This is a genomic window from Acinetobacter sp. 22301, assembly GCF_052045285.1.
Lineage (GTDB): Bacteria > Pseudomonadota > Gammaproteobacteria > Pseudomonadales > Moraxellaceae > Acinetobacter > Acinetobacter pittii.
In genome coordinates, this window is record NZ_JBQEOR010000007.1 from 53,073 (window position 1) to 71,503 (window position 18,431).

General features: G+C 38.6%; 14 protein-coding genes. 5 read left to right on the forward strand and 9 right to left on the reverse strand.

Translation table 11 applies throughout. From position 1 onward, the window contains the following. Positions 1 to 25 precede the first annotated feature (25 nt). Positions 26 to 1,072 (forward strand): RNA 3'-terminal phosphate cyclase, encoded by a 1,047-nt coding sequence (gene rtcA, locus ACTJJH_RS12010; protein ID WP_218660788.1) that lies wholly within the window; start codon positions 26 to 28, stop codon positions 1,070 to 1,072. Between the two features lie 33 nt (positions 1,073 to 1,105). On the opposite strand, the gene ACTJJH_RS12015 is transcribed toward rtcA, so the two are convergent. The 5 genes from ACTJJH_RS12015 to pheA form a co-directional block, all read right to left on the reverse strand. Further along, positions 1,106 to 2,566 (reverse strand): aminoacyl-histidine dipeptidase, encoded by a 1,461-nt coding sequence (locus ACTJJH_RS12015; RefSeq protein ID WP_320123630.1) that lies wholly within the window; start codon positions 2,564 to 2,566, stop codon positions 1,106 to 1,108. A 150-nt stretch (positions 2,567 to 2,716) separates the two neighbouring features. Continuing rightward, positions 2,717 to 4,147: a formylglycine-generating enzyme family protein gene (locus ACTJJH_RS12020; protein WP_320123629.1), complete on the reverse strand. Its 1,431-nt coding sequence runs from the start codon at positions 4,145 to 4,147 to the stop codon at positions 2,717 to 2,719. 233 nt (positions 4,148 to 4,380) lie between these two features. Then, on the reverse strand, positions 4,381 to 4,764 hold the full coding sequence (locus tag ACTJJH_RS12025; RefSeq protein ID WP_002118252.1) for a hypothetical protein: 384 nt from the start codon (positions 4,762 to 4,764) through the stop codon (positions 4,381 to 4,383). A 127-nt stretch (positions 4,765 to 4,891) separates the two neighbouring features. Then, positions 4,892 to 7,138, reverse strand: coding sequence for a bifunctional prephenate dehydrogenase/3-phosphoshikimate 1-carboxyvinyltransferase (locus ACTJJH_RS12030; RefSeq protein WP_440601169.1), 2,247 nt, complete (start codon positions 7,136 to 7,138; stop codon positions 4,892 to 4,894). A 107-nt stretch (positions 7,139 to 7,245) separates the two neighbouring features. Continuing rightward, positions 7,246 to 8,355: a prephenate dehydratase gene (pheA, locus tag ACTJJH_RS12035; protein ID WP_002049199.1), complete on the reverse strand. Its 1,110-nt coding sequence runs from the start codon at positions 8,353 to 8,355 to the stop codon at positions 7,246 to 7,248. A gap of 184 nt (positions 8,356 to 8,539) precedes the next feature. Here pheA and ACTJJH_RS12040 point away from each other — a divergent pair, with 184 nt between their 5' ends. Continuing rightward, entirely contained in the window at positions 8,540 to 9,484 is a 945-nt protein-coding gene (locus tag ACTJJH_RS12040) for an alpha/beta hydrolase (protein ID WP_440601170.1), read from the forward strand. A gap of 108 nt (positions 9,485 to 9,592) precedes the next feature. Beyond that, on the forward strand, positions 9,593 to 10,219 hold the full coding sequence (locus tag ACTJJH_RS12045) for a hypothetical protein (RefSeq protein WP_440601171.1): 627 nt from the start codon (positions 9,593 to 9,595) through the stop codon (positions 10,217 to 10,219). 49 nt (positions 10,220 to 10,268) lie between these two features. Here ACTJJH_RS12045 and ACTJJH_RS12050 read toward each other — a convergent pair whose 3' ends face one another. Both ACTJJH_RS12050 and ACTJJH_RS12055 read right to left on the reverse strand, forming a co-directional pair. Further along, entirely contained in the window at positions 10,269 to 11,414 is a 1,146-nt protein-coding gene (locus ACTJJH_RS12050) for an acyl-CoA dehydrogenase family protein (RefSeq protein WP_002118240.1), read from the reverse strand. A 163-nt stretch (positions 11,415 to 11,577) separates the two neighbouring features. Beyond that, positions 11,578 to 12,936: a dicarboxylate/amino acid:cation symporter gene (locus ACTJJH_RS12055; protein WP_002118145.1), complete on the reverse strand. Its 1,359-nt coding sequence runs from the start codon at positions 12,934 to 12,936 to the stop codon at positions 11,578 to 11,580. 503 nt (positions 12,937 to 13,439) lie between these two features. On the opposite strand from ACTJJH_RS12055, the gene ACTJJH_RS12060 reads away from it, so the two are divergent. Further along, entirely contained in the window at positions 13,440 to 14,453 is a 1,014-nt protein-coding gene (locus ACTJJH_RS12060; RefSeq protein ID WP_440601172.1) for a glycosyl transferase family protein, read from the forward strand. Between the two features lie 201 nt (positions 14,454 to 14,654). On the opposite strand, the gene ACTJJH_RS12065 is transcribed toward ACTJJH_RS12060, so the two are convergent. Beyond that, positions 14,655 to 14,927 carry a YeaC family protein gene (locus tag ACTJJH_RS12065; RefSeq protein ID WP_044100998.1) on the reverse strand — a complete coding sequence of 91 codons (273 nt, stop codon included), beginning with the start codon at positions 14,925 to 14,927 and terminating at the stop codon, positions 14,655 to 14,657. Further along, on the reverse strand, positions 14,924 to 15,832 hold the full coding sequence (locus ACTJJH_RS12070; protein WP_005073476.1) for an NAD(+) kinase: 909 nt from the start codon (positions 15,830 to 15,832) through the stop codon (positions 14,924 to 14,926). Before ACTJJH_RS12070 ends, ACTJJH_RS12065 begins: the two co-directional genes overlap by 4 nt. A gap of 185 nt (positions 15,833 to 16,017) precedes the next feature. Between ACTJJH_RS12070 and mrcB the strand changes: the two genes are divergently transcribed. After that, positions 16,018 to 18,414 carry a penicillin-binding protein 1B gene (gene mrcB / locus ACTJJH_RS12075; RefSeq protein ID WP_440601173.1) on the forward strand — a complete coding sequence of 799 codons (2,397 nt, stop codon included), beginning with the start codon at positions 16,018 to 16,020 and terminating at the stop codon, positions 18,412 to 18,414. The last annotated feature ends 17 nt before the right edge of the window (positions 18,415 to 18,431 follow it).

The following is an 18,431-nucleotide window of genomic DNA, read 5'->3' on the forward strand; positions in this document are numbered from 1 at the left end:
AAATTAGAAAATAAGGAAAACAGAAGTGAATAAAGCTTTGGCAAATATGCCCAAAACCATCCAAATTGATGGTTCACAAGGTGAAGGTGGTGGACAGATTTTAAGAACTGCTCTTGCCCTTTCAATGATTACAGGTCAGGCATTTGAATTAATTAATATACGTGCAGGACGTAAAAAACCAGGATTAATGCGTCAACATTTGGTTTGTGTACAAGCATCTCAACAAATTAGCCAAGCTTATGTAGAGGGTGCTGAATTACATAGCCAACGTTTATATTTCGCACCTCAGCATGTTCAAAGTGGTAAATATCAATTTCAAATCGGTTCAGCGGGTAGTACAACACTGGTTTTACAAACGCTTCTACCTGTTTTGTTATTACAAAATGAAGCTACTGAACTCACCATTTCAGGGGGTACACATAACCCACTTGCACCAACAGCAGATTTTATTGAACACTGCTTTTTACCTGCTCTAGCTCAAATTGGAATTAACGTAGATTTTAAATTAAGTAAAGCCGGCTTCTTTCCAATTGGTGCAGGTGAAATTCAGGTTACCGTTCAACCATGGCAACATCGAAACAAGCTAAATTTATTAGATCGCGGTGCTTTGCAAAGTAATGAGGCCTTTGCAGCTGTATTAAATCTTTCAGAAGAAGCACAGATAGCACAACGTGAATTAACCACATTAAGTAAAAAACTAAACTTAAGCTCTCAGCAGCAATTTCATTTAAATGGAATTAGCCAAGGCAATACAGTCTATGTGAAAGTTACTCATCAATATCACACTCAACTGTTTACGGCTTTAGGTGAGATGCGCAAAAGTGCAGAGCAAATAGCTGAGCATTTAGCAAAAGATGTAAATCTATATTTATCTTCGCAGGCTGTTGTAGATGAGTATTTGGCAGATCAATTGCTTCTACCTTTAGCTCTAGGTCAAGGTGGTGAATTCACCGCACAATGTATTAGCGAACACACTCGTACTCAAGCAGCCATGATTGAAAAATTTATTGATTGTGAAATCGAGTTTATCGAGTTAAATCCACATCATTTTCATGTAAAAGTTAAAGTTTAAGAAGCTCACAATTGAGCTTCTTATTTGTAAAAACTACTCTACAGATGCTAAAGCTGTTACCAGCAGCTTCCAGCATTTCTCTACAGTATCAACTTTGACTCGTTCACCCGGTGCATGTGCCCCCTGAATATCTGGTCCAAAAGAAACCATTTGTAAATGTGGATAATGCTCGGCAATAATCCCACACTCTAAGCCTGCATGAATTACTTTTAGATTTGGCTCAATATTAAATGCATTTTGATAGGCCTGCTGTAAGCACTTTAGAGCAGCCGAATCTGGATTTGGTGTCCAACCCGACACTAACGGCGTAAGTGTAGAGCCGATATTAAATTGACTGAAATGTTTTTGAATTTTTTCTGCAAAGTCTTGAGCTTCTTGATTCACCATTGAGCGAACCATTAAAACAGCTTTTCCACCATCTCGATTTAGTTTTACGACCCCAATATTGTTTGAGGTTTCAACTACATCTGGTAGAACCTGGCTCATATTTGCAACCCCATAAGGGCTTGATGCCAAAGCTTGTAACCATTCATTTTGCTGTTGTTGAGCGATTACTCCCGCCACTTCAGCACTATTAGGCTGAATAGTTAATTGCAGATTGTCATCAATACCTTGTAGCTGTTCTTTCCATGCTGTTTGATATTCAGCAAGTAATTTTTCTAATTCGGGTAATTGGTTAGGTGAAATTACAATGGTTGCCAATGCTTCTCGTGGTAAAGCATTACGAGCAGTACCACCTGTAAACTCAACAAGTCGTCCACCAAGCTTTGCTAAATACTCATTTAAAAAGCGAGCCAGAATAACGTTGGCATTGCCACGTCCTAAATGTATATCTACACCAGAGTGACCACCTTTAAGACCAGCCACCTGAATATTAACAATATTCAAATTTTCAGGAATTGGTTCATAATTAAGCGGTTGCTCAACCTCAACATCAATACTACCAGCACATCCGAGATACAACTCGCCCCACTCTTCTGTATCAATATTAAATAACCACTTCCCTTTTAGTACACCTGCCTGTAAAAGTCGCGCACCACTCATCCCTGCTTCTTCATCAACTGTTAGAAGAACTTCAATTGGCCCATGAGCAATATCATTTGAGTCTAAAACTGCCAAAGCTAATGCTACCCCAATGCCATTATCAGCACCTAAAGTAGTATCTTTAGCAATTAACCAGCCATCTTCGAGGACTGGCTGAATCGGGTCTTTAAAGAAGTCATGTACTGTGCCTGTGTTAGCCTGCGTAACCATATCTAGATGGCCTTGCAGAATAACGCCAGATACGTGCTCTTTACCCGAAGTCGCATTCTTACGAATAATTAAATTACCGACTTCATCTACGTATGTTTCTAAATTTCGACTTTCGGCCCAGTTTTGTAAAAACTCACGAAGCTGCTGTTCATGCTTTGATGGACGAGGAATAGTACAAAGTGTTTGAAAATGCTGCCAAACCACTTGAGGAGATAAGTTCGAAAAATCAAATGGCACCATATATTTATACTCTCACAAATATTCTTAATAAACGTAGGTTTATTGAAAGATAAGAATTTATCAGCGCAGTTTTAGGTTTTTATTAAAATCGACGCTGATAAATTAAAAAATGACTTTAAATGTAGAATATATTAGATATAAAAATCAAAGCTAAATTTCACGAACCAAACGGAATCCCCACATAATTGAACGAGCTTGTGAAGTTACATACGCATTACGATAAGCAGTTCGCACGTTATAAGTGTTATATATCCATGCTCCTCCACGTAAAACTGGGAAATTACACTGTCCATTATTTTCTTCACCCCAGCGACGATTCACACTAGGAGCATTTTCATAATTTGAATGCCAGCAGTCATCCACCCATTCTCGTGCGTTGGCACTCATATCATATAAACCAAAATTGTTTGGTAAAAACTTCCCGACTGGTGACGTAAATGCATAACCATCCGTGCATTTAAATAGACTCCAACCACTGGTTTGGGGTAATGCTGCCGCTGTAGATGGATCTAATACATTTGCGTATTTACAAGCTTGGTCAAGATTAAGGTCGTCTCCCCAATAATACGCTGTTGTCGTTCCAGCACGCGCCGCATATTCCCACTCAACTTCTGTTGGTAAACGGTAGGTCTGACCTGTTTTTTTAGATAACCATTTCGCAAATTCTCTTCCATCTTCACGGCGTACACATACAACAGGATCCTGAGGTGTTTGATTCATACCCGAATTATTCGGATTTAAATCATCTCGATACCACATATTGAAGACCCCATTGCGTGTTTCCCAATTACGACACCCCTCGACTTCCCAGCCAGTTTCTTTTTGGAAAGCCTGAAACTCAGCAATTGTTGTTTCATAAGTTGACATTGCAAATGGTTTTTCGACTTGTACTAAGTGCTGAGGCAATTCGTATGGTCGAGATTGAGCTGGTACATTTTGTTGCTCTTGCTCATTTATATTTCCACCCATTAAAAAGCTACCAACTGGAATAACCGTCATTTCTGGACAAAAACTATCTGAACAATCTTTGAATTTAGAATTTGCTAGAGTTGATTGATTAATATTGGTGTTGGTTAATGACGCTAATTTAATTTCAGGATTCATATTTGGCGGGTTATTGATTTGACGAATCAATAAATTAATTGTTCCTTGCCATTCACTTAACATTTCCCTTAGCATGGCAGGTCGTTCAATACTTACGCCTGTTCCATCATAGTCTGGAGCATTACACCTCGCTCTTAATACAGTTGACTCATCTGTAAGCTGAGCTAGTTTCGGAATAATTTGATTATCAAGAAAAACTCCTAAATTATTTGAACTAGCGATATTCGCTCTTAGTTCTGCCGCTGATTTTTGAGCAATAGCTGCCTCACTGATAACTTTAGAATAGATACTATTACACTGATTTTCTTGCCATACTAGATTTTGCTTAAGATTTTCTAAAGAAGTAATTGTTCTTTCTAGCAACTTCTGGTTTGTTGAGTCTATGGTGGTATCTTTATCATCACTATTACACGCTGATAATAAGGAGATAATCAATATACCAAAGCCTTTTGAATAATTACTGGAAATTATGTTCATGTTAATTCTCTGTAAAATAATATAAATAAGAAGAGGAAATTGAGTAGTTCTTTGTTAAAAAGCATTTTTAAATTAATAGAAAATTAGTTCAAAATTCAAACAATATTATTTTTTCGTTTGTTAATTTTTATTAAATAATGTCACTACAAAAATAAATAGTTCTTATCAATATTAATAAATAAAAAGGGTGAACAAATATGTTCACCCTTACTTCATAAAATATATTTAATTGATCAAGACTTCCAAACAAATTGGGAAAAGCTATGATCAGCCTTCAAACTATTTTCAACTGCCTGTGCAAGCTGACGAATAATGCTTTGAGTTTCGATTTTCTCAAACCAGTCTTGTTCCTCATCTGGATTGGCAGAGATTTCACACATCAAATGCCCTTCATGGTCTGTTTTCTGGCAAGTAATAGACAAAGGTAAAAGATGATTATCAATACTCACTTCTACCTTTTCATGCTCATGCACAATATGCTGTGCATCGAAACCATAATGCCCCAATTGTTTAAATAATAAAGCCGCTACATATTCTTGAGTGATATGGCATTCATTTGGTGGATGATCAAGCACTCCATGTTGTGGGCAACTGGCAATAAATTGTAATTTTTTCATCCTTTGTCCTAACACTATTATCATTATCTGCACTTAGCATAAGCAATAAACAAACAGCAGCCAAGCCTTTAGCCCGCTGCTGCCGTTGCTATTGTGTTAGCAATTATAAAATGTGTCAGGTCAAAAGTTATTGGCTAACTTCGATTGTTAAGCCTGCACGATTCGCCAACTCAGTGAAAGTCGGAAAGCTTGTCGCCACAGTTTCAGTACCATGAATTGTAATCGGACCAGAATTACGAAGACCTGCCATACTAAAACTCATAGCAATACGGTGGTCATGATGTGATTCAATTTCGCCGCCAGCAAAGATTGGTGACCAATCGCCAGATTTGCCTTTACCTTCGATAATGATGCCATCATCAGTTGGCGTACAGTCAATACCCATGATTTTTAAGCCATCAGCCATGACCTGAATGCGGTCAGACTCTTTCACACGAAGTTCTGCCGCACCAGTTAATACTGTTTGACCTTCGGCACAAGCTGCTGCGATAAATAAAGCTGGGAATTCATCAATTGCCAAAGGTACTTGGTCTTCAGGCATATGGATGCCTTTAAGTGTGCGTGAACCTTTAATATGAATATCAGCAATAGGTTCTCCACCGGCAATACGTTCATTTTCAACAGTCAGGTCAGCACCCATCTGTTTTAAAATTTCAATTACACCAGTACGTGTTGGATTAATACCTACAGCTTCCAGAACAACATCGGAACCTTCAGTAATTGCAGCACCCACCATAAAGAAAGCAGCAGATGAAATATCAGATGGAACCTGAATATCAGTACCTACTAATTTTCCACCACCAACGAGTGAAATCTTGTTGCCTTCGGTTTTAACATCATAACCAAATGCACGAAGCATACGCTCTGTGTGGTCACGAGTTGGTTCTGGCTCAGTGACTGAAGTTTCACCTTCAGCCCATAGGCCCGCAAGTAAAATACCCGACTTCACCTGAGCAGATGCCATTGGCAAGTCGTATTGAATGCCTTTTAATTGCTGAGCACCAGTAATACTTACAGGTGGTGTACCTTTCTCACCTGTTGTCTGGATTTGCGCACCCATTAAACGCAATGGCTTAGCAATACGCTCCATTGGACGTTTAGAAAGTGATGCATCACCTGTCATCACTGAATCAAATTTTTGTGCTGATAACATGCCTGAAAGCAAACGCATGCTCGTTCCAGAGTTACCCATATACAAGGCACTCGCTGGTGCTTTTAAACCATGCATGCCCACGCCATGAATGGCCACTTCACCATTCTTAGGGCCTTCAATGCTTACACCCATATCACGGAAAGCTTGCAAAGTTGCCAAAGCATCTTCACCTTCAAGGAAGCCAGTGACATGAGTCGTGCCTTCGGCAATAGCACCAAACATAATGGAGCGATGTGACACAGATTTGTCACCCGGTACGGTAAATTTACCTTTAAATGCCTTATTTCCCGGTAAGATACTGAATTGCTGTGTCACCTTATTTTTCTCCATTAAAGGTTTTTTGGCTAACATATGATTGAAATGCTGACGTGCTGCCTGAGCATGGCCGAGTAAACCCATTAATGCATGAGAGTCTTCGTTTTCAATCAATTTTCTAAGTACGGTTAGTTGCTTTTCGAAGCCATCTACAGCATTTAATATGGCTGTTTTATTGGCAAAGAAAATGTCATGCCACATTTGTGGATCACTAGCTGCAATCCGTGAAAAGTCACGAAAGCCACCTGCTGCATAGCGGAAAATATCAAGATTATCTTCTCGGTTTGCAAGTTGCTCAACCAAATTAAATGCCATCAAGTGCGGTAAATGACTTGTATGTGCTAAAACTTCATCATGCTTGGCAACGTCCATACAAATGACTTCAGCTTTAGCAGCAGACCAAAGTTGAATCAGTTTATCAACAGCCCATTCTGCACTTGTTGACAACGGCGTTAAGATTACTTTGTGATTTGCAAATAAATCAACTTTACCCGCATGAACGCCCGTATGCTCACTACCAGCAATAGGATGTCCTGGTACAAAACCTGCGGGTAAATCTTCACCAAATACAGCTTTTGCTGCATCGACGACATTACCTTTTGTACTTCCCACATCAGTTACAATCGTGGTTTCTGTCAAATAAGGTTTAATTAGCTCAAGCACTTTTTGTGTCGCACGTACTGGCAAGGCTAAAACCACTAAATCAGCCCCTTTCACAGCCTCTACAGGATCAGAAAATCCTTCTTGTATTAAGCCAAGTGATTTTGCATCTTCTAAAGTTTTCTGTGAGCGTGTAGAAGCCACAATAGTTGTCGCCAACTTTTCGGCAACAATAACCCGTGCCAAACTCGACCCGATGAGTCCTAAACCAATAAATGCAACTTTTTTAAATAGGGGTTGTGACATAACTTCAACTTTGCTTTTGCTCAACGTGATTTAAACCTTTGAGCAATTTGTTTTTAAGCATAATGACATGACCATCTTGATGCATGTCATTATTCCAACATGAGTAATTAGAGAACAGCAGCAGGATAAGAACCTAAAATACGAAGCTCTTTTACCATTGGACGAATATCATTAATTGCTGCTGCAACATTTTCTTGATCGATATGGCCTTCTAAATCGATAAAGAATACATAGGCCCATTTTTCAGGTAATGCTGGACGAGTCTCAATACTCGTTAAACTAATATTATGTTTTGCAAACGGCGCTAAAATTTCTAATAAAGCACCAGCGCGGTCATGCGCTGAAATTAATAATGAAGTTTTGTCATTACCACTTTGTGGAATCTTTTCACGACCAATCACTAAGAAACGAGTGGTATTTTCCGGATTGTCTTCAATGTTGCTATGTAAGATTTCAAGGTTATACATGCCTGCTGCGATATCAGACGCGATTGCTGCTGAATGCCATTCGTTGCGAATACGACGTGCAGCTTCTGCATTTGAGTTTAAAGCAACACGTTCAACACCCGGATAATGCGCATCTAACCACTGGCGGCATTGAGCCAAAGTTTGCTGGTGGGCATAAATCTGTTTAATACTGTCTTTACGCGTATTTTCAGACACTAGGAATTGATGATGAATACGTAATTCAACTTCACCAATCACATTTAAATTCGATGTTTTAAAACAATCTAAAGTATGGTTCACAATACCTTCAGATGAGTTTTCAACTGGCACTACGCCGTAATGTGCACTACCCGCTTCTACTTCACGGAATACTTCATCAATTGTTGGTAGTGGACGAACAACTGCATCTTTACCAAAATGCTTAAGCACGGCAGATTGAGTAAAAGTCCCTTCTGGTCCTAAGAATGCAATACTTTGCGGAGCTTCTAAAGCAAGGCAAGCAGACATAATTTCACGGAACAAACGCGCCATGGTGACATCAGACAAAGGACCTTGGTTGCGCTCCATGACTTTGCGTAAAACTTGTGCTTCACGTTCAGGACGATAAAACAAAGGATTCTCTTCGGAAGCAAATTTAGCTTTAGCAACAGCTTCAGCAAGGCTTGCGCGGCGGTTTAATAATTCTTGAATCTGTTGATCTACACTATCAATATCTTCGCGAATTTGTTCCAAACTAAGAGAAGTCGTTTTGTTTTGATCATCGTTGATCATTAGAATGCAGCCTCAGTAAAATCATCTTTTGAACGAGAGTATAACAATAGTCTGCTTTGATTTGTTAGGCAATATGGCTGTAAAAGCTTTTTTCATTAACCTTTTTGCGCACATTTCTTTGATCACTTTATTTGATAATGATTTTCATTTATAATTTGCATAATAAATTTTATTATTCCCCATTATGCATAAATCATTTTTATTTTTATCTTCAAGTTTTTTATTAAGTACTTTAATAAGCTGTTCTGTTTTAGCTCAAACGCCTATACAAAATCAATCAAAAATCGTTTTTCAAAATAATCAGGCACAATTTCAAATTAAATCTAAAAATACAGGCCATGATTATCTTATTCAAATTTATAAACCACCTGTCGCCCCGCCCCAACATGGCTATCCAGTACTTTATATATTAGATGGAAATGCTACATTTCCAAGTGCTGCCAATATTGCTCAGTCGATTGGCGCTGGTTCTACCAAATTAGGACTAGATCCACTCATGATAGTAGCTGTTGGTTACCCTCAGCAAAAAACCTTTGATGTGCAAAAGCGTGCTTATGATTACACTCCAAAACCTTCTGCCCAATTTCAAGCACAAGGTAAATATAAATATGGGGGTGCTGATCAGTTTATTGCTTTTTTAAATAGCGAACTCAAGCCTACAGTTGCAAAACAATTTCCGATTAATAGCCAACAGCAAAGTCTTTATGGACATTCTTTTGGAGGTTTATTTGTGCTTTATCATTTTTTTCAAAAGCCAGATGCATTTCAGCGTTACTTTGCTGCAAGCCCTTCCCTCTGGTTTGACCAAGGCATGTTATTTCAGCAGTTAAATCATTGGCAAAGTCAGAAACCAAATTATTCCCCTTTACTCATGACCACAGTCGGTACACATGAGCAAGGTGGTCCTCACACTCAACTTAACAATAAATTTAATGAAGCAGATTTCTTTAAAGCCTTAGAAAATAAACGTTCAAACCAATTTAGTTATTGGCATTTTTATAATCCAGCTGAACAACACATTACAAATTTGTATGCGAGCTTGCCTAAAGCACTTATGTTTGCTTCTTGTCAAAATTTAGAAAGCTGTAAATCTTTATTTGATGGGCCATTGCAGCAGCCAGCCAAGTAAAAACATAATTATATTTAAAGATGATTATTTCGTTGTTCTTAAAGATAGTCCTCTTAATATATAGATTGTTTATACTGACCCAATATGTCATAACAACAGTAAAATAGAATGAATAAAATTATTGTTTTAAGCCTATTGGGTTTTACAACTTTTAGTTTAACGGCTTGTGGCGGTTGTCCAATAATTGCAGGTTGCAATGGTAGGGATAATTCTCCGTACTATATGACGAATGTCAGTAATCAAGTTCGTGGCATTCCAATTCCACCTCAAACCAAGCTGACATATCAGTCACAACATTTTAGGCAGAAATATGAGCAAACACATGCTTTAAAAGAGAAAAATTTATCAGGCATCTATTTACCACCAGATATAGCAATCATTTGGGGGGGTATGCCAGTAGATATGTTTATACAGTTTTCTAATCCCGAAATGAAAGGCTTCTCGGTCTATCCAGCACGAGGATTTAAAGCAGAATTATCAAATGAATTTTTACGTTTATGGAAAAGCTGTGAAAGTGATTTAAACATTAACTTAAAGAATCCAAATGATTGGTCATTTAATCCTGAAAATATGAAAATAACGGGTTGTGGTGTCGTCTTTCAAGAACGTAGTAAATACACCGAAGATTCATTCCATCAAGATGAAGCAGATGAGTTTTTAAGAAAGATGAATCATGCATTACAGCAATTACCGAAACAACAAGACTATCCTGTCATTCAACAGAAGACCAAATAGTTAAAAACAAAACAGCCCATTCTAGGACAGGCTGTTTTTCTCTGCTTAATTAAGCTTTGCCAATTAATCCACGCGCTACGATTTCTTTCATAATTTCATTTGTACCACCGTAAATACGTTGAATACGTGCATCTACAAAGAAACGTGAAATTGGATATTCAGTCATATAACCATAGCCACCAAAAAGTTGCAGCAAGTTGTCTGCGACTTTCATTTGCATATCCGTGCTGAAACTTTTAAGCGCTGCTGCTGTTTCAACATCAAGTTTACCTTCTTGATATAGAGCAACGTTTCTCTCGTAAAAAGCAGCTGTAGCAAGCTCATCAATTTTTGCTTGTGCTAAAACAAAACGAGTATTTTGGAACTGTGAAATAGGTTGACCAAATGCATGACGCTCTTTTACATAAGCAGTTGCCAAATCAATTGCACCACGAATAGCGCCAATTGCGGTAGATGCAATAGCTGTACGTTCACGTGGTAACTCTTGCATTAAATAAGCAAAGCCTTGTCCAGCTTGACCGAGTAACTGGTTTTTAGGAACCTTAACATTGTCAAAAAATAGCTCAGATGTGTCTTGAGAATGTAGACCGATTTTGTCGAGGTTGGTACCTTTCTTAAAGCCTTCCAGATGAGTATCTGCCAATAATAACGACACCCCTTTCGCACGCGCTTGAGGATCAGTTTTTACTGCAAGCACCACAAGGTCAGCATGTTGCCCATTTGAAATAAATGTTTTAGAACCATTTAGCAAATAATGGTCATCTTGCAAAATAGCGCTAGTACGCATTGATTGTAAATCCGAGCCTGCTCCAGGTTCAGTCATACCAATTGCACCAACCACTTCACCTGTCACCATTTTCGGCAACCAGTATTGTTTTTGCTCTTCTGTCCCAATATGTAAAATATATGGTGCAGCGATTTCAGAGTGGCAAGAAATCGCTGTTGATAAGGCACAAAAACCAGCACGTGCCGATTCTTCAACCAACATTAATGAATAATAGGTTGGCACACCATAACCACCGTATTCTTCTGGAACATCCACGCATAAAAAGCCATTTTCGCCCAGTTGATTCCAGACAGAGCGAGGCATAATTCCTTCGCGTTCCCATTGATCGTATTGCGGTGCAATATGCTCATTCATAAAACGTTTAAAATTATCACGGAATAATTCTAAATCTGCATCGTATGCCAACATAATATTTTCCTTCAGCTTTATTGTTTTATCGAATCTCATTGCTCTGCATGCTAATCATTTTTTTAGCAACTGTCATGGCATAGCTGCTCATTAAAACTGTACTTTTCAGTCAGCCAATAAAAAAGGAAGCCAAAGCTTCCTTTTTTATATAGGTTTATTTGAATTAATCTAAACCTTCAGCGACTTGAGGAGTTTTTTGCTCCATCATTTTTCTGTCGACTTCATCTGGATTATTTAAAGCATCATTTAGCTTATCTTTATCTAAAGCACCGACCCATTTTGCAACAACAATCGTTGCTAATGAGTTACCAACAAGGTTAGTTAATGCACGGGCTTCTGACATGAAACGGTCAATACCTAAAATCAATGCCAGACCTGCCACTGGAATATGTCCTACAGCAGATAAAGTTGCAGCCATAACAATAAAGCCAGAGCCTGTTACACCCGCAGCACCCTTAGATGAAATTAAGAGTACCAACAACAAAGTAATCTGATGTTGAATATCAAGCTGTGTATTTGTTGCCTGAGCAATAAAGATTGCGGCCATAGTCAAATAAATTGACGTACCATCAAGGTTAAATGAATAACCTGTTGGAATAACCAAACCAACTACAGATTTTTCACAACCTGCAATTTCAAGTTTACGTAACATGCGAGGCAAAACAGATTCAGAAGAAGATGTACCAAGTACAATTAATAACTCTTCACGAATCAGGCGAATCATCTTAAGGATACTGAATCCGCTAATACGGCTGATCGTACCCAAAATTAAGAAGATAAAGAGTAAGCACGTAATATAGAAGCAGATAATGAGCTGCCCTAATTGTACGAGTGAACCAACACCATATTTGCCGATAGTGAATGCCATTGCACCGAATGCACCAATCGGAGCTAATTTCATGACCATATTCACAATGTTAAAGAACACGTGTGCAACTTGATCAATAAATTTTAAAACTGGACGTCCTGCATCACCTAACTTATGTAAAGCAAAACCAAAGAGGATTGCAAAAAGAAGGACTTGTAAGATTTCACCATTTGCAAATGCACCAACCACCGTATCAGGGATGATGTGCATTAAGAAATCAATGGTAGATTGTGACTCACCAGAACTGACGTATTTTTGAATGCCCGAAGTATCGAGAGTGGTAGGGTCAACATTCATCCCTACACCCGGTTTAGCAATGTTAATTACAACAAGGCCAATTAGAAGTGCAATTGTTGAAACGATTTCAAAGTATAACAACGCAACGCCGCCAGTTTTTCCGACTGACTTCATGCTTTCCATGCCAGCAATACCGCTTACCACGGTACAGAAAATAACTGGAGCAATGATCATCTTGATCAAACGAATAAAGGCATCACCTAATGGCTTGAGTTTTTCACCTAACCCCGGAATATGCTGTTCGACACCATTGACAATTTGCGTTGAGCTTGGGGAAAAATGTCCTACCAAGATACCCGCAATAATCGCAATAATCACCTGAAAATAAAGTGATTTATAAATCGGTTTTTTAGCCATAACTTTACTTCAATCTATATTTCCAAGTCCGTTGGAAATACCAAAATGAAACGTCTATTCTTTACGAATACACAGCCCTAACCTTTCACATTAACACCGCAAAAGGGAAATGGTTTTTTGTGAACAAAAAACCTTCCTACTACCTCAATGAAAACAAAATCAATGTTTTCTAAAACAGGAGAATACCTGAAGTTTCTAACCACTTTGAGTAGCTCGAAATAACCTCTTACTTTTTCAATAAAAAGCTGAAGATATAGGAGAATCACATAAAATTATGATATGAGTGCTCAAAAAAGCACGGGAAAGTGTACTCGAATTAAATAACGATTCGATTAATTTTTTAGCTAATACGCATAAAAAACACTCAGGTAGCCTTAAGACTTTAGTATAAGAAACACTTTTGATATTTTTTCAGCAGCTTTTTATGTCATATTGATTAAATACCTGTGGACATTTCATTTTGAGCTGCCTACATCCCATCATTTTTATTGTTTTGAACTACGATGAATACTAAACGCAATATCTATAAAGATGCTGAACATCCCTTTGCTCAATATGTCCGTATTTTAGGTAAGGGGAAAACTGGATCTCGCTCTTTAAGTTATGAAGAAGCCTATCAAGCATTTACCATGATTTTAAAAGGTGAAGTGTTAGATGTGCAGTTAGGCGCATTTTTAATGCTACTTCGGGTTAAAGAAGAATCGATTGATGAACTTGCAGGGTTTGTGCAAGCGACCAAAGATCAGCTTCATTTTGAACCTTTAGATGTTGATTTAGATTGGTCATCTTATGCAGGTAAGCGAAAACACTATCCATGGTTTTTGTTAGCCGCTCTTACACTTGCCCAGCATGGCCATAAAATTGTTATGCATGGTGCATCAGGTCACACGCTTAATCGTGTTTATACTGAGCAAGTCTTAGAATATCTTGGTTATCAAATTTGCCATTCTGAACAAGAAGTTCGTACGCAATTAGCAGAACAAAATTTTGCTTACTTACCACTAGACGCGATTTCACCAGTTTTAAGCGAATTGATATCTCTAAGAAATGTCATGGGTTTGCGTTCACCTATTCATACTTTGGCCCGTTTAATTAATCCTTTTAACGCTAAGGCTACCTTACAAGCAATATTCCACCCTGCTTACAGAACTTCTCACCAACATAGCGCATTACGCTTAGGCTATCAAAATAGTGCCGTTATTAAAGGCGAAGGTGGTGAATTTGAACGAAACCCAGATGCTAAAACACTCATTTGCGGTATTAAAAATGGTGAGCTCTATGAACATGAGTTGCCAAAGCTCACACCTGAACGAAGCCCAATTGAAGAAGAATTAGATTTAGCAACGTTTAAAGCAGTATGGCTTGGTCAACAGCACCATGAATATGGAGAAATAGCAGTAACAGAAACCATCGGAATCGCGCTATATACCATGGGAGTTGTTGCTAGTTTTGAAGAAGCGATGCAAAAAGCAAAAGTGTTATGGGATACACGAAATTTAAGCAATCTTAATTCGTAGTTAACAAATGCTATCGTGAAGGTCGACATGGATGTCTACCGTATCACTGCGATACAGGAAGTATCGTCAGTGATACAAAGGATTTTTGGTTACTTTTGATCCTTCAAAAGTAATAAAAGCCTATATGCTATAACTTATGAAAAACATGCTATATAAGGCTGTATGGAATAACCAAAAATAATTTTTCTGTCTTATTAAGTTTTAAACAAAACGAATCGGTTTAAACTCTGGCTCATGCTTGTGATGGTCCTCATCACATTCTTCGCCTTCTTCTTTTGTACCACGGTCAATATAACCACTACGCTGATCTTCTGGTAAGTTCTTCAACTCCCAAGCGATTACAGCTTGCATACAAGTCTCACGCTGCTCTTTAGTTAAAACAACGCCATTTGGCCATTTACCAATTTCTACTGCTGTTTTTAAACGCTCTACAATTTCAGGGTTTAAAACAGATAGCATTTGTTCAATATTCATGATTCATCTCTTTGAAAAGATTCAAAATCTTGGTTCCAACCAAGTTTGGTACGGCAGGCCATATAGAAATCATAACCTGGTGGATGCAATAAACTTAGTTTAAATGGGTGTTTACGGATGTGTAAACTGTCTCCAACATTGAGCGAGACACTATGTTGTCCATCTGCACTCACCATTGGTAACACCCGATTTTCGCGAATAACGATTTTAATTTCGCTTTGACCACCGACTACGATGGGACGTGATGACAATGTATGGGGATGCATTGGAACTAATGCAATAGCATCCATACTTGGATGTAAAATTGGGCCACCACCTGACAATGCATAAGCCGTTGATCCGGTTGGCGTCGAAACAATTAAACCATCACTATGTTGGCGGTAAACATATTGACCATCAATATTAAGTTCGAAGTCAATCATGTGTACCGATTTGCCCGAATGCAAAACGACATCGTTTAAGGCAATCGCGTCATAAATGACTTCACCATTTGTTCGTACTTCCATTTCAAGTAAGAAACGACGGTCGAGCTGGAAATGCCCTTGAAGTACTTGGTCAAGTTTGAAAATGGCTTCTGAAGGTTTGATATCAGTTAAAAAACCTAACCGCCCGCGGTTGATACCAATAACAGGCGTATTGTAGCGAACTAAAGCTCTAGCAGCGTGGAGTAAAGAACCATCGCCTCCAACAACTATGACTAAATCAGCAACTTCACCCAATAAATGACGACTTACAATTTGTGCATGATCATAAGGCACTAATTCAGCAGTTTCCTGATCAAAAATGGGGTTTAAGCCTAGGTTCAACAAATGATCATGAATTAAACATAGTGTTTCTACTACTGATGATTTATCTGGTCGACCAATTAACCCGACGTTTCTGAAGGACTTATGTGAAATTTGCACGAATGAGTAAGCTCCGCTGCGATACTTGGCTATAATAACATTAACCTGATTAATTTAAAAAAACATAACAACAAGATGCTGTAAAATTCAATCTAAGTTTTCCAATTATTCACAGTTTTATCATTGCAAATTGATGACAAGCTATCGCATCATTACAGGCATTGTTAGGGTTTTATCTCATTTTTATGAAGTTTGAACGTGGTATCGGTTTCTTTGCACTAATCTTTTCCATTTTGGTCATTGGTGCTTTTATTGCTCTTAGTATCTATCTGATTCGTTTAGATAATATTATCCGTGAAAAATTTGAAGGACAACGGTGGGATATTCCTGCCAAAGTGTTCGCACGACCTTTGGAAATTTATAATAACGCACCTATTACCCAAGCAAATTTCACTCAAGAATTAAAACTCTTGGGTTACAAAACTTCAAGTAATTATGACAAGTCTGGAACCTATGTTGCTCAGGGTAGCAATATGTATATCCACACGCGTGGTTTTGATTACGGCGACAGTGTTGAACCCGAACAAGTACTAGAGTTAAGTTTTGCAAATGATCAGGTTGCTGAAGTTCGAAGTACAAAACCTTCTTCAACGGGTGTTGCGCGACTAGAGCCACTTCTGATTGGAGGAATCTACCCTCAACATAATGAAGACCGTGTTCTCATTAAACTGAATAATGTCCCTAAGCCACTTATTGAAGCCTTAATTTCAACAGAAGACCGTAATTTCTATCATCATCACGGTATTTCAATTCGTGGTACTGCCCGTGCATTAGTGAGTAATATCACAGGTGGTAAACGTCAAGGTGGTTCAACCCTGACTCAGCAATTAGTTAAAAACTTCTATCTCACACCTGAACGCACACTCAAACGTAAAGTTAATGAAGCATTAATGGCTTTACTCATTGAGCTGCATTACAGCAAAGATGAAATTTTAGAAGCCTACTTAAATGAAGTGAATCTAGGCCAAAATGGTAGCTACTCAATTAATGGCTATGGTTTGGCTTCTCAATTTTATTTTGGTTTACCGTTACGTGAACTTAGCGTTGCACAGCAAGCTTATTTAGTTGGTTTAGTGCAAGGCCCTTCTTTATATAATCCTTGGAAAAATCCTGAAGGTGCAAAAAAACGCCGCGATACCGTGTTAAATAACATGCGTGTAATGGGTTATTTAACTCAAGCAGAATATGAAGATGAAATTGCACGTCCTTTAAATGTGTTAAGTAAGCCAAGTTTAGGCCCTGCAAAATTCCCTGACTTTTTAGATATTGTGCGTCGTCAATTACGCACAGAATATCAAGAGAGTGACTTAACTAATCAGGGCTTACGTATTTTTACGACTTTAGACCCAATTACTCAAACTCAAGTTCAAAATGCGTTTAAAGCTTCAGTAGACCGCTTAGCAAATAGTAACCCAGCCCGTTTGAAAAACTTACAGGGTGCGGTACTCATTGCACATCCAGAAAACGGCGAGCTTGTTGCTGCTGTTGGTTCTACACAAGACTTTACTGGTTTTAACCGTGCTTTAGATGCAAAACGCCAAGTTGGTTCTTTATTAAAACCTGTCATTTATTTAAGTGCTATTGAATCTGGGCGTTACAACTGGGCAACCCAAATTGAAGATGCACCGATTAGTGTCCCTGTAGATGGTGGCAAAAGTTGGACACCTAAAAACTATAGTGGTGGCGGACATGGTGTAGTCAGCTTGAGTGAAGCTTTGGCAAATTCATATAACCTATCTGCTGTGCGCTTGGGTCAAGAGTTTGGTTTATCAACATTTACCAACAACTTAAGAAAGTTTGGTGTTGAGTCAACCATTCCTGCCTACCCTTCTATTTTCCTTGGGGCAGTCAATATGTCACCAATGGAGGTTCTGGGAATTTATGAGAACTTTGCTACAGGTGGCTTTAAATATCCGACTCGTGCGATTCGATCTGTCGTAGATGCCAATGGTCGCCTGCTTGACCGTTATGGCCTAAACGTACAACAAACCATTGATCCATCTGTTGGTTATATCATGAATTATGGTCTACAACAGGTCATGTCTTCGGGTACTGGTCGCGCAGCTTATAACAGCTTGTCTCCAGCTTTAAAATTGGCGGGTAAATCAGGTACGACTAACGATACACGTGACTCATGGTTTGCGGGTTACTCAGGTAACCACGTTGCTGTAGTGTGGTTAGGTTTAGATGACAACAAAGTGACTGGATTAACAGGTTCATCTGGTGCATTGCCAGTATGGATTAATGTGATGAAACAATTACGTCAAACGCCTGTAAACCTACGCCAACCAGACACTGTACAGTGGCAGTGGATTGACCGTGCAACGGGTGATTTATCTGCTCAAGCTTGTGATGGTGCTATGTATATTCCGATGCTAACGCATACTGTTCCGCACCGTGCTACGCCATGTGGAGCACCTTATTATCAAGTTGATCCAACATATACGCCACAAAGTGATAACACAATTCCTGACTCTCAGGATGATAATACCGACAGTTATATTCGTGAAAGTGAAAACCAGATGGAACAAGATCTATCAAACAACTCACGGGTAATTTCAAGTGGTAGTTATAACAACTAAGCGTTAACAGGAAATTA

Coding starts and splice junctions, on each gene's coding strand:
- ACTJJH_RS12015 (WP_320123630.1), bottom strand. CDS start 2,566: ATGGTGCCATTTGATTTTTCGAACTTATCTCCTCAAGTGGTTTGGCAG.
- ACTJJH_RS12020 (WP_320123629.1), bottom strand. CDS start 4,147: ATGAACATAATTTCCAGTAATTATTCAAAAGGCTTTGGTATATTGATT.
- ACTJJH_RS12025 (WP_002118252.1), bottom strand. CDS start 4,764: ATGAAAAAATTACAATTTATTGCCAGTTGCCCACAACATGGAGTGCTT.
- ACTJJH_RS12030 (WP_440601169.1), bottom strand. CDS start 7,138: ATGTCACAACCCCTATTTAAAAAAGTTGCATTTATTGGTTTAGGACTC.
- pheA (WP_002049199.1), bottom strand. CDS start 8,355: ATGATCAACGATGATCAAAACAAAACGACTTCTCTTAGTTTGGAACAA.
- ACTJJH_RS12040 (WP_440601170.1), top strand. CDS start 8,540: ATGCATAAATCATTTTTATTTTTATCTTCAAGTTTTTTATTAAGTACT.
- ACTJJH_RS12045 (WP_440601171.1), top strand. CDS start 9,593: ATGAATAAAATTATTGTTTTAAGCCTATTGGGTTTTACAACTTTTAGT.
- ACTJJH_RS12050 (WP_002118240.1), bottom strand. CDS start 11,414: ATGTTGGCATACGATGCAGATTTAGAATTATTCCGTGATAATTTTAAA.
- ACTJJH_RS12055 (WP_002118145.1), bottom strand. CDS start 12,936: ATGGCTAAAAAACCGATTTATAAATCACTTTATTTTCAGGTGATTATT.
- ACTJJH_RS12060 (WP_440601172.1), top strand. CDS start 13,440: ATGAATACTAAACGCAATATCTATAAAGATGCTGAACATCCCTTTGCT.
- ACTJJH_RS12065 (WP_044100998.1), bottom strand. CDS start 14,927: ATGAATATTGAACAAATGCTATCTGTTTTAAACCCTGAAATTGTAGAG.
- mrcB (WP_440601173.1), top strand. CDS start 16,018: ATGAAGTTTGAACGTGGTATCGGTTTCTTTGCACTAATCTTTTCCATT.